Raw genomic sequence first — 14,025 nt, 5'->3', positions numbered from 1 at the left:
AATGATCAAGCTGGATCTTGTACTGCTTTTTCTACGGGGCAAGACCCTCCTTTCTACTTAAATACGTGCTACCTTATTCTGGTTCATTTCTTTTTTAGATTCATTTATGACTGTGCGTTTTTTTCATACTTCTGACTGGCATCTGGGGCAATTTTTTTATAATCACTCCCGCCATTATGAACATGAACAATTTTTAGCATGGTTACTGGAGCAAATTAAGGTAAAACAGCCACATGCCTTGCTGATTGCAGGTGATATTTTCGATGTCATCAATCCAAGCTCGCAGGCACAAAAGCAGCTCTATCAATTCCTTGCCGATGCCCATGAGCTGGCACCACACATGCAAACCTTGATGATTGCAGGCAATCATGATTCAGGCTATCGCATTGAACAGGTAGAACCTCTTTTAGAAAAATATAATGCCAAAACCGTCGGTGTGATTCGCTGGAATACAGATAAAACACTCGACCTAGAACGCCTCATTCTGCCAATTTATGATGAGCAAAAACAGATTGTCGCGTGGTGCATTGCCCTACCATTCTTACGTTCAGCTGAAATTACTGGTTTTAATGAACACACCACAAATAGTCAAAATGCGATTGCTTATCTGCATCAGCAGTTAATTGACGAGGCTAAACGTCGCAAAACTGATGATCAAGCCCTTATCCTGATGTCACATGCACATATGCAAGGTGGAGAAACTTCGGACTCAGAACGACCGATTATTATTGGCAATGAAGAAGCGCTTTCGACCTCACTTTTTGATGACAGTATCGATTATGTTGCGCTTGGACATTTGCATAAACCGCAAAAGGTACAGCATCCACATATTCGTTATAGTGGTTCACCGATCCCTTTGTCATTTAGTGAGATCAAATACAATCATCAAGTGGTAGAGGTCAGTATTGATCCTACAAAAGCTGAAGACCCTTTTATCTTTGACGCTCTGGCTGTACCAAGAAGCATTCAGCTCTATAAAATTAACGGCGAGCTAAATAAGGTCATGCAGCAGCTTAAAAACCTACCGAGTGGGCCTATCGAAAATATTGACCACCGTGAATATGTCGATATCGAATATCATACGGCGATTCCCCCACAGCCGAATTTGCGCCAACAATTCGAAGATGCCTTACCGAAGGATCGCTACCGTCTGGTGCGTATCTCCAGACAATATTTATCGAATGAAAATAATGCCGAAAATAAGCAGAGCATTAGCCTAGAGCCACCAACACCAGAAAAATTATTCCAGCAGATCTGGGAGAAAAAGGGCTATCACGCCGATGATGAAGTCAGTAAAGACTTTTTAAGCTTGGTCATTGAAGCACAGAAAAAACTTGAAGATGATCAGAGTACTTAAGGATTTGCCATGAAAATTTTATCGATCCGACTGAAAAATTTGGCATCTCTTGCAGGTGAGCATTTTATTGATTTTGAAAGTGAACCTTTAGCCAATGCGGGCTTGATTGCCATTGTCGGAAAAACTGGCGCTGGAAAATCTACCATACTAGATGCCATGTGCCTTGCCCTATTTAATAAAATTCCACGCCTGAAAGAAAGTGATGGCAAGCTCTTGGATGTAGATGGTTCTGAACTGCTGACCAATTCACCACTTACCGTTTTACGTCGTGGCACAGGACATGGTTTTGCTGAGCTGTGTTTTGTGGCACAAGATCAAAAACATTATTTGGCCCGTTGGGAAATTAAACGTGCCCGTGAAAATGCCAGTGGTAAATTACAGAGTGTGCAACGCTCTCTGAAATGTCTCACTGATGGTGTGGTGATTGCCGATAAGACCAAAGCCGTTGAAACCCATATTCAACAAATTACCCAACTCAGCTTTGAGCAATTTACCCGTGCCGTCTTACTCGCTCAGTCTGAGGTCACCGCATTTTTAAAAGCACGTGATAATGAACGTGGTGAACTATTGGAATATCTGACCAATTCCAATATTTTTACCAAAATTGGACAATTGGCTTATCAAAAGACCAAAGAAATAGCTGATCAACGCAAGCAATTAGAAAATGTTTTAGGTCATATTGAAATCCGCTCAGATGAAGAAGTTGCAGCATTACACGTACATTTTCATCATGCACAGCAACAGGTTCAACAACTTGAAACTGAGAAAACTCAACTCAATCAGCAACTGCAATGGTTTGAACAGCAGCATAAGCTCAATTATGAAATTAGCCTAAAACAACAACAGTACGATCTTCAGTTCAAAACCTATGAGGCATTGACAGCTGAACGTATCCAGTTGACTCAACTCGAAAGCTTCTCAGCTATTCGCCCTATTGTCTTTCAGCAGCAGCAACTTCAAAAAAACATCCTGCAACTCGAGCCACAAATTCAGCAAAAGCAAAATAGCTTTACGGCGTTAATCACCCAATTTGAGCAAGAAAAAAGTCGTTATACTCAAGCTGAAACAGCATTGCATCAATTTCAAAGCTTTGAGCAAACCCATCAAAATGAACTCGCACAAGTCCGTAAATATGTTCAGGAACGCGAATACATCGCAGATGAATACAAAAAAACAAAGAATCGTTTAAACCAGATTGAAAGCCAGCAACGACCTTTACAGGAACAACAACAACAGTTTGAACAAAGCCATCACAGTCTCTCAATACAATATCAAACCAATCTTGAGCAACTGCAACAAAGTATCCAATTTACTACGTTGGACAATGGTCTGAATGCCCATATTCAACAACTTAATCAATTTATTCAGCAATACCAAAAAGTAGAACAGAGTTTAGGTTCAATCCAGCAAGCTCAATCCAAACTTGAACAAGATAAAGTCATTTTGAATGATCTCATCCAACAGTTTGGTACCACTCAGCAGATCGAATCTCAACTTGAACAAAAACAAAACTTGAGAGAACAACAGCAAACGCGACTCAATCAATTGGAGCTGATTCAGCAGAAGTTACAGCATTACTTTGAAGTCATGAATCAAAGGACTGAGCTCAATCAAACACTGGATACAGCGCATCAGCAGCAGTTGCAACTTGAGCAACAACTGCAAAAAGTCGAAACAGAATTCCAGTCCGCCAAGACCGAACGTGAGAAATTACAGCAGATTTTGCAGCAGCAACGTTTACTCCACGCAGAGAATATTGAACATTTACGCGCAGAATTAAAACCAGGCGAAGCATGCTTAGTCTGTGGCAGTATAGAACACCCCTATCGTGATGACACCAGTCAGCTCTCCAAAGCCTTATATGAGCTACAGCAACAACAAGAACAACAAGCCATCCAACATGAACAACAATGTTTTCAACGTTGGCAAAACACTCAGCAACAATTTACTCAAAATCGAGCTGAGCATACGCAATTACAATCTGCGATGCAGCAAAGCCAAGACAAATTCAACAGTCAACAGCATCAATTAATTAGCCAAGCAGCACAGTTTACAGTCGCGCTCGATTTGACCCAATCACAAGCGCAGATCACAACAGCTCAGCAACAGTGGCTTGCTGATACGCTACAAAGTAAGCAACAAGCAGAATTGGATTTACAACGACTGGGACAAGCCCATAAAGACCAATATCATCTCAACCAAACCATTCAAAATATCAGCTATCAACTTGAGAACGTACAACAATTACAACAGCAGGTTCAGCATATTGTGGATTGTCTGGATGTAAATGAAAAAAGCGTATGGCAACACCACCCTGTTTCCTGCTCACAACAGGTCTTGCACCGCCTACAGCAACGTGCACAGCAGCTTGAGCAAACTGAAAACTTAAACAAGCAGCAACAACATCTGCAACAGCAGCTTAATTTATTAAAATCAAATTTGGCTGGATTAACAACGCAACACACTGAGTTGAGTCAGCAGCTCAAAGACATTGAGCTTAAAGGTAAACAAAATACAGATTCAGCGCACCAGTTGATTGTTGCAATGACGGGTTTGGCAGAACTTAAAGCCAATGAATGGTTGAATCAGCATGATCAACAACGTCAACAATTACAGAGCCAATATCAGCAAATTAAACAGAATTTCGAGCATGCCCGCCAAAACTTTGAGCAACAAAAAAGTGAACTGGAACAGCTCAAAACACAACAACAGCATAACCAATCTAGATTGACAGAATGTAAAACTGAAATCAGTATCTGGTTAGCAAAACACGCTGATTTTAATGAAGATCAATTGCTTGAGTTACTTGCAATTTCATCAGAACAAGAGCAGCAGATACGTCTATCCCTACAAAATGCGGAACGCTTACGTAATGAAGCAGCATCTGCGCTGAAAACCGTACAAGAGCAGTTACATGCACATCAACAACAGCAACCTGAAATCGAGCATGAGCAGCTCACTGAGAACATCCGTCTAAATCTTGAAAACTTGCAACAGCAGTTGGAGCAACGTGATCAACACAAACTAAAACTGGAAGTTCATCAGCAGAATGTCGCCAAACAGAAACAGTTTGCCGAGCAGATTCTACAAATTCAGCAGCAAGAGCATCGCTGGAATAAGATTTCGAGCTTGATTGGGGATTCAAAAGGAAAAGATTTCCGTGATTTGGCACAACAATATAATTTAGATATTTTGCTGGAATATGCCAATCAACAATTGGCGATGTTGTCACAGCGTTATACCTTGAAGCGTTTAGATAACTCACTCAGCTTGGCAATTATCGACCATGATATGGATGGTGAAATCCGTTCGGTTGCTTCACTCTCAGGTGGTGAATCTTTTCTCACTGCCCTCGCGATTTCTTTGGCGATTGCCAATATGGCGTCTGGTTCCATGAAAATCGAATCGCTATTTATTGATGAAGGTTTTGGTACCTTAGATGCCTCGTCATTGCATATGGTAATGAATGCGCTGGATCAGTTGCAAAGCCAAGGTCGTAAAGTGATTTTAATTTCTCATATTCAGGAAATGCATGAGCGGATTCCCGTACAGATTCAGGTACAACCTGTTGGATCAGGTTCGAGTCGGATTGAAATTGTTGGTTAAAGCATTTTATGATGCTTAAATAACCACAATACCGAGCTCTAATGAATCTGAAGAAAGCCGTTATCTTTGATCTTGATCAAACCATACTGGATCGAACAACCTCCCTAATAAAATTCTTAAATTGGCAGATCAATTTCTTTCAATTCGTTCCTGCAATCAAAAAGGAGCTATTCATTCAACGCTTTGTTGAGTTAGATGATAATGGCAAAGTTTGGAAAGATCGTGTTTATGAAAACCTGATTCATGAGTTTCAGATTAGCCATGTTTCAAAAGACACTCTTTTAGCAAGTTATATTAATGATTTTAATAAATTTTCATGTTGCTTTGAACATGTAGAAAAAACGATGATCCAATTAAAACAGCAAGGATATTTAATTGGCTTAATTTCTAATGGTAGAACACCTTTTCAAGAACATAATTTTTATGCCCTAGGTCTGACGGAGTTCTTTTCAAGCATTATTGTTTCTGAGGCTGTTGGACTCAGAAAACCAGATCCTGCAATTTTTCTATTATCTTGTCAGCAACTAGGTGTTAGGCCACAAGATTGTATCTTTGTAGGGGATAATGAATTAGCAGATATACAAGGTGCAAAGGCGGTAGGAATGAAAACGATTTTCTTTCATCCTGATCCATCGATTTCCTCAGCTGCAGCTGACCAAAATCTGCATCACTTTAGAAATTTCCTCGAAATTTTAAATTATTTATAACAAGCTTATTCCATAAAAAACACTTCAAAACCATGAATTTTAAAGTGTTTTCATACATTTTTAGTTTTTATCTGCGGGAAAAGCCTTCGGTGGTGGTGCATATTTAGATGACTTTTCTTGCTCAGCTGCATCAGTTGAATTTAATGATTCAACTTGATAAATCGCTGTTCCAATAATTCCTGTATTTTGAATTGAGCCATTATCCGAATTTGCAGCATAAGCATCCTCTGGCTTACTAAAAGTAAAAGAAGCAACAGCAGAGTCACTCTTACGAAAACCTTCTATTGTAATCTCACTATTCGGATGGAGCACATAACCTGCATTATTCCGCGAAGCAGCACTGCCATCTAAAACGTCAATCCCATCGACACTTGCAACGACTTCATAAGTATTATCTGAATGGTTTTCATATTTTAATTGATAGCTTTGACCGTCTTTTGCTGAGAGATAATAATTTTGACCATCTCGAGATAAAGCGAAGGGTTGATTGGTATCATCAATAATAGAAAAACTAATTTTTCCAGCTGCCAAAGAAATACTATTTACCGTCTTTCCTTGATATTGTTTATTGGCATAGCGAACTTGTGATTCAGCAATAGGTTGCTCTGTTAACCGGCTTAAATTAACCTCAGTAACATGTGAGCTAATTTCATCTCCCCATTTTGTACCGAGCTTTTCCTCTACAGCTACTTGAGCATTACTATCGCTCGCTTCTGCAGCCACATCACTCTGTTTTTTACTACAGGCTGCTAAAAATAAACATAAAATAAAAGAGATTAAAAAATAAAGTTTTTTCATTCTAAACGTGATCCTAAATTCAATTTTTATCTTTGTAAAAAAGTTTATTCATTTATAACTCTATTCCATATAAATGAATAAACAAGGTATTTTAAATTATGCTGTTTTTTTCAACAGCAAATATATTTTATATAATTGTAATTTGTTTTTGTATTTGCGAGTCTTTATTAAAATGGCTTCATGCTAGTTTGAATAATCCCTTGCACCAAATAACGCTGTCCCGACTCTCACCATGGTTGAACCTGCCGCAATTGCAGCTTCCAGATCGGCAGACATGCCCATACTTAAGGTATCCCAATCTTGAGGTTTTACATGTTGAGATTTCACTTGATCAAATAAAACTTTGGCATCTGCAAATGCAGCATGATTTTCAGGCGCAGGAATCACCATTAAACCACGTAAACGGATCTGTGGAAGCTGGCTGATGTGTTGAACTAGCTCAGCCACTTCTTCTGGCTGACAACCATCTTTAGAATCTTGCCCATCAATATTCACTTGCAGACAAATATTTAACGGCGCTAGCGATTCTAAACGCTGGCCAGATAAACGCTCGGCAATAATCAAACGGTCAACCCCGTGTACCCAATCAAACTTCTCAGCTAGATGCTTGGTTTTATTACGTTGCACATGACCAATAAAATGCCACTCGATCTCCAGCTCTTTGAGTTCTTCAATTTTTTCCAAGGCTTCCTGTAAATAATTTTCACCAAAACAGCGCTGCCCAACTGCGTACATTTCACACAGGCTTGAAGTAGGATGTGTCTTTGAAACAGCCAACAATTGCACAGTCGCAGGATCACGTTGAACACGCTGACAGGCTTGTTCTATTTGATTTAAAACAATTTGGCGGGATTGTTGCGATTGATTCATTGACACAGTTCTCATTTACTAAATGTTTTTTTGCTTTCCCATTCTTTAAGGTGTTGGTAAGCCTGAATGAAAGCCTTATATTATTCTACAAAATAATGAGACTTTTGAGTTTGTTTCGGGGAAATTATGGATATTACAGAATTACTCGCCTTTTCGGTTAAAAACGGTGCATCAGATTTACACCTTTCAGCGGGTATGCCTCCGATGATTCGTGTAGATGGTGAAGTACGTCGTATCAATTTACCAGCACTTGAACATAAAGATGTACACCGTTTAGTGTACGACATTATGAATGATAAACAACGTCGTGATTTTGAAGAAGATCTAGAAACTGATTTTTCATTTGAAGTCCCGAATATTGCCCGTTTCCGTGTCAATGCATTTAACCAGAACCGTGGTGCTGGAGCGGTATTCCGTACCATTCCATCGAAAGTGTTGACCATGGAAGATTTGGGACTCGGTACAATTTTCAAGGAAATTTGTGATTATCCTCGTGGGATTGTGCTTGTCACAGGCCCAACAGGTTCGGGTAAGTCAACCACGCTTGCAGCGATGATCGACTATATTAATGAAAACCGTTATGACCATATTTTAACGGTAGAAGATCCAATCGAATTTGTACACCAGTCGAAAAAATGTCTGATCAACCAGCGTGAAGTACACCGTGATACACATGGCTTTAATGCCGCACTTCGTTCCGCGCTACGTGAAGACCCTGACATTATTCTGGTCGGTGAGATGCGTGACCTTGAAACCATTCGCTTGGCATTGACCGCTGCAGAAACAGGTCACTTGGTGTTTGGTACCCTGCATACGACTTCTGCGGCAAAAACCATTGACCGTGTTATCGACGTCTTCCCTGCTGAAGAAAAAGACATGGTTCGTGCCATGTTATCTGAATCTTTACAAGCGGTCATCTCTCAAACACTATTGAAAAAGACTGGCGGTGGTCGTGTGGCTGCACATGAAATCATGATCGGGATTCCAGCAATCCGTAACCTTGTGCGTGAAAACAAAGTCGCACAAATGTACTCTGCCATTCAAACGGGTGCCAACTACGGTATGACGACTTTGGATCAAAGTCTGAAAACACTGGTGTCTAAAGGCATAATTAGCCCACAAACTGCACGTACTGCAGCAAAACAACCTGAATCATTCCTATAAAAATAAATGGACTAGAGAAATATCATGGACTTTAATGATTTACTCAATTTGATGATTCAGCAAAATGCATCTGACTTATTTGTCACTGCGGATGTTGAACCTTCAATGAAAATTAACGGGCAGATTGTGCCTGTTTCCAAATCAAAACTTTCAGGGGAAATTGTCGGTCAATTGGTACAATCCATTATGACGGACAAACAACGTAAAGAATTCGCAGAAACCCGTGAATGCAACTTCGCGATCATGAATCGCGAAAAGACTGCACGTTTCCGTGTTAGTGCATTTCAGCAACGTGATATGCCAGGCATGGTACTGCGTAAGATTGAAACCCATATCCCTACCATGGATGATCTGAAACTGCCTGAAGTACTCAAAGAATTGGCGATGACCAAACGTGGCATCATCATTTTTGTAGGTGCAACAGGTACGGGTAAATCAACCTCTCTTGCTTCGATGATTGGTTTCCGTAATCAAAATTCTAAAGGTCACATCATTACCATTGAAGACCCGATCGAGTTTGTACATCAGCACGGTGGCTGTATCGTGACTCAACGTGAAGTCGGAATTGATACCGACTCATTTGAAATTGCACTGAAAAATACACTACGTCAGGCGCCTGACGTAATCTTGATTGGTGAGATCCGTTCACGTGAAACCATGGACTATGCCATTGCTTTCGCAGAAACAGGTCACTTGGTACTTGCGACCCTGCACGCCAACAATGCCAACCAAGCATTAGATCGTATTATTCACTTCTTTGAAGCTGACCGTCACAGCCAGCTTTATATGGACTTATCACTCAACTTAAAAGCATTGGTGGCTCAGCAGTTAATTCCGACGCCTGATGGCAATTCACGTCGTGCAGCGATTGAAATTTTGATTAATACCCCGCTTCTGGCCGACTATATCCGTAAGGGTGAAATTCATGAGATTAAAGATCTGATGAAACGTTCGCGCGAATTGGGCATGCAAACCTTTGACCAAGCATTATTTGATCTTTATAAAGCGGGACAAATTACTTATAAAGATGCGTTAAAGCATGCAGATTCGCCAAACGACTTACGCCTCACCATCAAACTTTCCGAAGAAGGTGCAGACCAGTTATTAAATGCCAGTCGAAATATTACCTTTGATGGACAATAATTAAAACTAAGCCATTAAAAAAGGGAGGGTTTTTGTAACCTTCCCTTTTTTATTTGTTCAATTTTCGTGAACATTTAAATTTTTACTCAATACAGCTTATTTTTTACGATAAGCCTCTTGGCATTCCGCATCGCTACAGTAGCCATATAGATTTAACGAGTGTCCAGTTAAGGCAAATTGATGTTTATCTGCAACTGAGTGCTGCTCTTTCTCGATAATATCATTAGTAAATTCAACAACTTTATTACAGTTTAAGCATACTAAATGATCGTGATGATCTTCTTGCATGATTTCAAAAACTGAATGATTGTTTTCAAAATGGTGACGCTGAATAATACCCGCAGCTTCGAATTGTGTTAACACACGGTAAACCGTTGCTAAACCAACATCTTCACCTTGCTCGAGCAAAGTTTTATAAATATCTTCAGCACTCAAATGATGTTGTTTTGAATTTTCTAATAATTCCAAAATCTTAATACGAGGAAGGGTAACTTTAAGTCCAGCTTTGCGTAAGTCTTGATTAGAAATCGGCATAAAAAAAGGTCTCTCAACAAATCTTAAGTTGGAATAGGCAATAGAGTTTAGATGCAGTATGATCTATCCTTGAATCAAATGCATCATCATTTATCAGGATAGTGTAGCAAAATGCAAAAAATCATGCTGGCGTTGTTCGTCACTACAGTACTTAGCGGTTGTTCAGTCTTTGGTGTTTATAAAGTTGATATTCCACAAGGAACACCATTAACCAAAGCACAAGCTTCTCAAGTACAAGTGGGCATGAGCTTTCAGCAAGTCCGTTTCTTGCTTGGTAGTCCAACAGTAACAGATCCACTGAATCCACAACGTTGGGACTACATCTACAACTATATCCCAGGCACTTATGCGAAAAAAGCAAAAATACCTGCGGCACACGGTCAACATTTAAAAGTTTATTTTGATGCAAATGGTAACGTAGAACGCTTAGAAGGTTTAGATACGATTCCAGAATCACAACCTGGTTTACCGGCATCAAAAGAAGCTATTTTGACTGCGCCACCACTATAACGGCTTTCCAGTAAAAAGAAACCCCTCATCGAGTCAATCATGAGGGGTTTTACTTATCAGCTTTATGCCTTAAAGCGATTACCTTTAATAAATCGTCCAACGGGGTTCTTTGCTGCCCGATTACGACGAATGTCGTTCGGGTTAATGGTGAGTGCCCGATAGATTTCAACACGGTCACCTGCATGCAGGACTGTATCTACTTCGATCCGGCTACCAAAAACCCCTAACTGTAGAACCTCTGGTAAGACCGTCTGCACTGCGATGCCACTGGTATCAATTGCCTGCTGGGCCGTCATTCCCTCACGAAAGCTGACCGCAATATGGAATTGCTGTTCAGGGCTTGAGTAAGCGACCCAAACTTGTTTCGCCTGTTCCATTAGACCACTTGTCCAATCACAGCAACGATTGCCACAACAATTGAAAGTGGTAAAACGATGCGAATCGCAATACGCCAGATGTTATAAAACAATTCACTACTAAAGCCCATTGCTTTACGCAAATGGCTAATCTTCATAATCCAGCCAGCAAATACGGCATAAATCAAACAAATCACCAATCCCCAAAGCATAAGCACGGTATTAAAAATTTGTTCCACTTGTGGTACAGCCCAAACAGCGATAGCAGCAAGCAAAATTGCCCATTGAACCACGATCGCCAGCTGACGCTGTGCCAACTGTTCTTTTGCAAATTGAATCAAAAGTGCCGCTGACATAATGGCTGCAAACACCCATGCCAATGCAGGTAACTGTGCTTGGACAGAGAAGAAACCAAAGGCGATCACAGCAAGTAATTGCGCCACCCAAATCGGCAAGGCTGTCGTTGTTGCTGCTTCCTGCTTTTTCACAGCGGCTAAACTCGTTTGCCAATACAAACCAAGCCCTAAACCACTCGCAACCAAAGCAAGAACCGTGGCATTGCCCCATTCTTTAAACTCAAGTCCAGTCCAGTGCCAAGCTGGCAAATGTGTCCCCATGACATTGGCAAGAATGAAGGCTGCAATCACACCAATCATTGTCAACGCAATTAAAAATTGGCGAGGAATAAAAGAAAGTCCAAGCGCAATAACGGCGAGGATTGCAAAAACAACCTGCTCAGATACAGCAAGCGTAAACTGCTGGCTCACCACATGTGTGGTCGCAGTCAATACACTGCCTGCAAAGAATGGAACGAATATGACAGCCAACCAGCCCACAAGACGCCATCTAGGTGAAGCATCTGCATCACGTGTTAAGGTTGAAAGTGCTTGTAATGCTGTGGTCTGCGAACGCTTTGCTAAAGCAATTTCAAGATAACCGATGGGTAATGCCAACAGAATCATAGTACCTAACCAAAGCAGCCAGAAATCGAATTGACGATCAATCTGGATTCCAACAGTCGGTGCCAATGTCGTAATCATGACAAAAGATAGGCAAAACGCCATCACTGGTGCAAGCCAGCGTGACAGAGTTGTGTCCTGCATAATGCATTCCTTGAAAAATCTTTGAACTCATTGCACTTTATGGAGTTTGCAATGAAATATTCAATCTATTTTGCCTTTCTCAAGCCTGAAAATCAAAACAAAAGATCTCGAAAGAAAGAAGCAAATCACCTTACGGTGATTTGCTGCGCACGAATTATTATATTATTAAGTAGATCCCTTATGTATCACTCATACCACACCTTATTATTATTTATCATAAGGGATCTTTTATTATTGTCTTATTATTATGAGAAGAATCGAGAAAACCAGTTTTTCCCTTTTTTCTTTTCATTTTCTTTAATGATTCCAAGCATATTTTCTTTTACCGCTCCAACATAATCAGCATCATCATGCCGAATATGGTTAATCAACCATTTTGATAGTGCCTCATGCAACTCGCTATCAATTTCCTGCCCGAGTTCAAAACGTTGACGATAAGTCTCTATCTTTTTGATAAATAAGTCATGTACACGTTTATGTGGTACACGATATTTATAGTTTGCTTCTTCTTGTAAGCTTTCTTCAAAAGTGAAATGAGACTGGGTATAATCAATAATATTATCTAAAATACCTTTTAATTTTGCACGATCATCACTATCTTTTAATTCATAAATTTCATTAATATAATCTAGAATACGACGATGTTGATCATCGATCACCTCGATTCCTGTATTATATTCGACAGACCATTTCATACCCATATCGAACCCCAAACCATATTTGATTTATTGAATAAGAATATAATATCGGCAAATGAATTAAATAAAAACACAGCATTTTTGTCAGAATTTAAATATTTTCAAAGAAATAAATTAACCTATTGTTTTCTATTTATTTTAATATTTATACCGATCAAAACACTCAAGTATTTTTTAACCAATAAGAAAAATTATCTATCTAATTTTATTGATATAACTAGAAAAACAGCAGTCAGGTTTCATCAAAAAAACCTGCTAAATATATATTCTAGTTATATCTTATATATTAATACTGATCGGCTTTGGTTACTCGTTTTAATGCTGGGTTTTCTGCTTCTCGAATTAAACGTTCCACACGCGTAAGCGCATGCTGAATCGGTTTACCGTGCTGGAATAAAATCATTTCCCCTGCTTGGTATGCCTTCCATGCTTCATTATGCGTCAAAGGCTCTGTAGTGATCACTGCAACGCGATCTTCCGGTGTGGTGACCTGACTAAAATCGACTTCAACATCGAGATCAATTAAATGCGCAGGTTGAAATGGATATTCACGTACTAACCAATGCAGCTTAGTGGTCGCATAGCTAAATAATGCTTTGCCATTGGACAAACAGAAATTGAATGTGCCGTGTTCTGCAATTTGTGGTGAGATGCGTTCTAATAGTGAAAAGATCTCTTCTAAACTGGGTTCAACATAGCCAAATTCTTCCACAAATTGATCCAGTAAATAGCAAAACGCGAGTTCACTATCCGTATTACCGACAGGCTCAAATCGTCCACTTAGTATAGGATTGAACTCGTGTAAATCACCATTATGGGCAAAAATCCAATGTCTGCCCCAAAGTTCACGCAAGAAAGGATGTGAATTTTCAAGGTTAATTTTACCTTGTGTCGCTTTACGGATATGTGCAATGACATTGCGAGACTTGATCGGATAATTACGTATCAGATCGGCAATTGGCGACTCGACCGCAGATTGATTGTCAACAAACAAACGGCAAGCTTTATCTTCAAAAAAAGCGATTCCAAAACCATCACAATGATCAGACGTCACCCCTGCTCGTTGAGAAAAACCACGAAAAGAAAAAGTGATATCTGTCGGGGTGGCGCAATTCATTCCTAATAGCTGGCACATATCTTTTAACTATCTAACATCTATGCCTATTGTGCATGAGGTGC

At 39.9% G+C, this 14,025-nt stretch carries 13 protein-coding genes; 6 read left to right on the top strand and 7 right to left on the bottom strand.

From position 1 onward, the window contains the following. The first annotated feature begins 106 nt into the window (after nucleotides 1-106). From MMO42_RS14100 to MMO42_RS14090, 3 genes are read left to right on the top strand one after another with little or no spacing between them, the layout of a single operon-like run. Nucleotides 107-1,357 carry an exonuclease SbcCD subunit D C-terminal domain-containing protein gene (locus tag MMO42_RS14100; RefSeq protein ID WP_241320980.1) on the top strand — a complete coding sequence of 417 codons (1,251 nt, stop codon included), beginning with the start codon at nucleotides 107-109 and terminating at the stop codon, nucleotides 1,355-1,357. 9 nt (nucleotides 1,358-1,366) lie between these two features. Then, entirely contained in the window at nucleotides 1,367-4,963 is a 3,597-nt protein-coding gene (locus MMO42_RS14095; RefSeq protein WP_241320979.1) for an AAA family ATPase, read from the top strand. A gap of 41 nt (nucleotides 4,964-5,004) precedes the next feature. Beyond that, complete coding sequence (locus tag MMO42_RS14090; RefSeq protein WP_241320978.1) at nucleotides 5,005-5,670, top strand: HAD-IA family hydrolase; 666 nt, start codon at nucleotides 5,005-5,007, stop codon at nucleotides 5,668-5,670. A 60-nt stretch (nucleotides 5,671-5,730) separates the two neighbouring features. Here MMO42_RS14090 and MMO42_RS14085 read toward each other — a convergent pair whose 3' ends face one another. Next, nucleotides 5,731-6,468: a hypothetical protein gene (locus MMO42_RS14085; protein WP_241320977.1), complete on the bottom strand. Its 738-nt coding sequence runs from the start codon at nucleotides 6,466-6,468 to the stop codon at nucleotides 5,731-5,733. A gap of 183 nt (nucleotides 6,469-6,651) precedes the next feature. Continuing rightward, on the bottom strand, nucleotides 6,652-7,338 hold the full coding sequence (locus MMO42_RS14080; RefSeq protein WP_241320976.1) for a YggS family pyridoxal phosphate-dependent enzyme: 687 nt from the start codon (nucleotides 7,336-7,338) through the stop codon (nucleotides 6,652-6,654). 126 nt (nucleotides 7,339-7,464) lie between these two features. Between MMO42_RS14080 and MMO42_RS14075 the strand changes: the two genes are divergently transcribed. Continuing rightward, nucleotides 7,465-8,502 (top strand): type IV pilus twitching motility protein PilT, encoded by a 1,038-nt coding sequence (locus tag MMO42_RS14075; protein ID WP_241320975.1) that lies wholly within the window; start codon nucleotides 7,465-7,467, stop codon nucleotides 8,500-8,502. Nucleotides 8,503-8,526: 24 nt separating this feature from the next. Beyond that, complete coding sequence (locus MMO42_RS14070) at nucleotides 8,527-9,645, top strand: PilT/PilU family type 4a pilus ATPase (protein ID WP_241320974.1); 1,119 nt, start codon at nucleotides 8,527-8,529, stop codon at nucleotides 9,643-9,645. Nucleotides 9,646-9,741: 96 nt separating this feature from the next. On the opposite strand, the gene fur is transcribed toward MMO42_RS14070, so the two are convergent. Further along, on the bottom strand, nucleotides 9,742-10,179 hold the full coding sequence (fur, locus tag MMO42_RS14065; protein WP_005150955.1) for a ferric iron uptake transcriptional regulator: 438 nt from the start codon (nucleotides 10,177-10,179) through the stop codon (nucleotides 9,742-9,744). A gap of 111 nt (nucleotides 10,180-10,290) precedes the next feature. Between fur and bamE the strand changes: the two genes are divergently transcribed. Continuing rightward, nucleotides 10,291-10,689 (top strand): outer membrane protein assembly factor BamE, encoded by a 399-nt coding sequence (gene bamE / locus MMO42_RS14060; RefSeq protein ID WP_004805189.1) that lies wholly within the window; start codon nucleotides 10,291-10,293, stop codon nucleotides 10,687-10,689. Nucleotides 10,690-10,751: 62 nt separating this feature from the next. Here the strand turns inward: bamE and MMO42_RS14055 are convergent, their stop codons facing one another. The 4 genes from MMO42_RS14055 to MMO42_RS14040 all read right to left on the bottom strand — a co-directional run bounded on the left by MMO42_RS14055 (nucleotide 10,752) and on the right by MMO42_RS14040 (nucleotide 13,981). Continuing rightward, entirely contained in the window at nucleotides 10,752-11,066 is a 315-nt protein-coding gene (locus MMO42_RS14055) for an RnfH family protein (protein ID WP_241320973.1), read from the bottom strand. Continuing rightward, the gene (locus MMO42_RS14050; RefSeq protein ID WP_241320972.1) at nucleotides 11,066-12,148 is read right to left on the bottom strand and encodes a hypothetical protein; all 1,083 of its coding nucleotides are present in this window, start codon (nucleotides 12,146-12,148) and stop codon (nucleotides 11,066-11,068) included. Before MMO42_RS14050 ends, MMO42_RS14055 begins: the two co-directional genes overlap by 1 nt. Before the next feature lie 245 nt (nucleotides 12,149-12,393). After that, nucleotides 12,394-12,849 carry a bacteriohemerythrin gene (locus MMO42_RS14045; RefSeq protein WP_005292286.1) on the bottom strand — a complete coding sequence of 152 codons (456 nt, stop codon included), beginning with the start codon at nucleotides 12,847-12,849 and terminating at the stop codon, nucleotides 12,394-12,396. A gap of 283 nt (nucleotides 12,850-13,132) precedes the next feature. Further along, complete coding sequence (locus MMO42_RS14040; RefSeq protein WP_241320971.1) at nucleotides 13,133-13,981, bottom strand: class II glutamine amidotransferase; 849 nt, start codon at nucleotides 13,979-13,981, stop codon at nucleotides 13,133-13,135. Nucleotides 13,982-14,025 lie beyond the last annotated feature (44 nt).

The sequence above is a fragment of the Acinetobacter sp. ANC 3882 genome (assembly GCF_022549545.1).
GTDB lineage: Bacteria > Pseudomonadota > Gammaproteobacteria > Pseudomonadales > Moraxellaceae > Acinetobacter.
Note: the sequence above shows the minus strand (reverse complement) of the source record. Positions and strands in the feature narration are given on the sequence as shown.

Excerpts from the sequence above, each read along its gene's own strand:
- MMO42_RS14100 (WP_241320980.1), top strand. The coding sequence starts at position 107 with ATGACTGTGCGTTTTTTTCATACTTCTGACTGGCATCTGGGGCAATTT.
- MMO42_RS14095 (WP_241320979.1), top strand. The coding sequence starts at position 1,367 with ATGAAAATTTTATCGATCCGACTGAAAAATTTGGCATCTCTTGCAGGT.
- MMO42_RS14090 (WP_241320978.1), top strand. The coding sequence starts at position 5,005 with ATGAATCTGAAGAAAGCCGTTATCTTTGATCTTGATCAAACCATACTG.
- MMO42_RS14085 (WP_241320977.1), bottom strand. The coding sequence starts at position 6,468 with ATGAAAAAACTTTATTTTTTAATCTCTTTTATTTTATGTTTATTTTTA.
- MMO42_RS14080 (WP_241320976.1), bottom strand. The coding sequence starts at position 7,338 with ATGAATCAATCGCAACAATCCCGCCAAATTGTTTTAAATCAAATAGAA.
- MMO42_RS14075 (WP_241320975.1), top strand. The coding sequence starts at position 7,465 with ATGGATATTACAGAATTACTCGCCTTTTCGGTTAAAAACGGTGCATCA.
- MMO42_RS14070 (WP_241320974.1), top strand. The coding sequence starts at position 8,527 with ATGGACTTTAATGATTTACTCAATTTGATGATTCAGCAAAATGCATCT.
- fur (WP_005150955.1), bottom strand. The coding sequence starts at position 10,179 with ATGCCGATTTCTAATCAAGACTTACGCAAAGCTGGACTTAAAGTTACC.
- bamE (WP_004805189.1), top strand. The coding sequence starts at position 10,291 with ATGCAAAAAATCATGCTGGCGTTGTTCGTCACTACAGTACTTAGCGGT.
- MMO42_RS14055 (WP_241320973.1), bottom strand. The coding sequence starts at position 11,066 with ATGGAACAGGCGAAACAAGTTTGGGTCGCTTACTCAAGCCCTGAACAG.
- MMO42_RS14050 (WP_241320972.1), bottom strand. The coding sequence starts at position 12,148 with ATGCAGGACACAACTCTGTCACGCTGGCTTGCACCAGTGATGGCGTTT.
- MMO42_RS14045 (WP_005292286.1), bottom strand. The coding sequence starts at position 12,849 with ATGGGTATGAAATGGTCTGTCGAATATAATACAGGAATCGAGGTGATC.
- MMO42_RS14040 (WP_241320971.1), bottom strand. The coding sequence starts at position 13,981 with ATGTGCCAGCTATTAGGAATGAATTGCGCCACCCCGACAGATATCACT.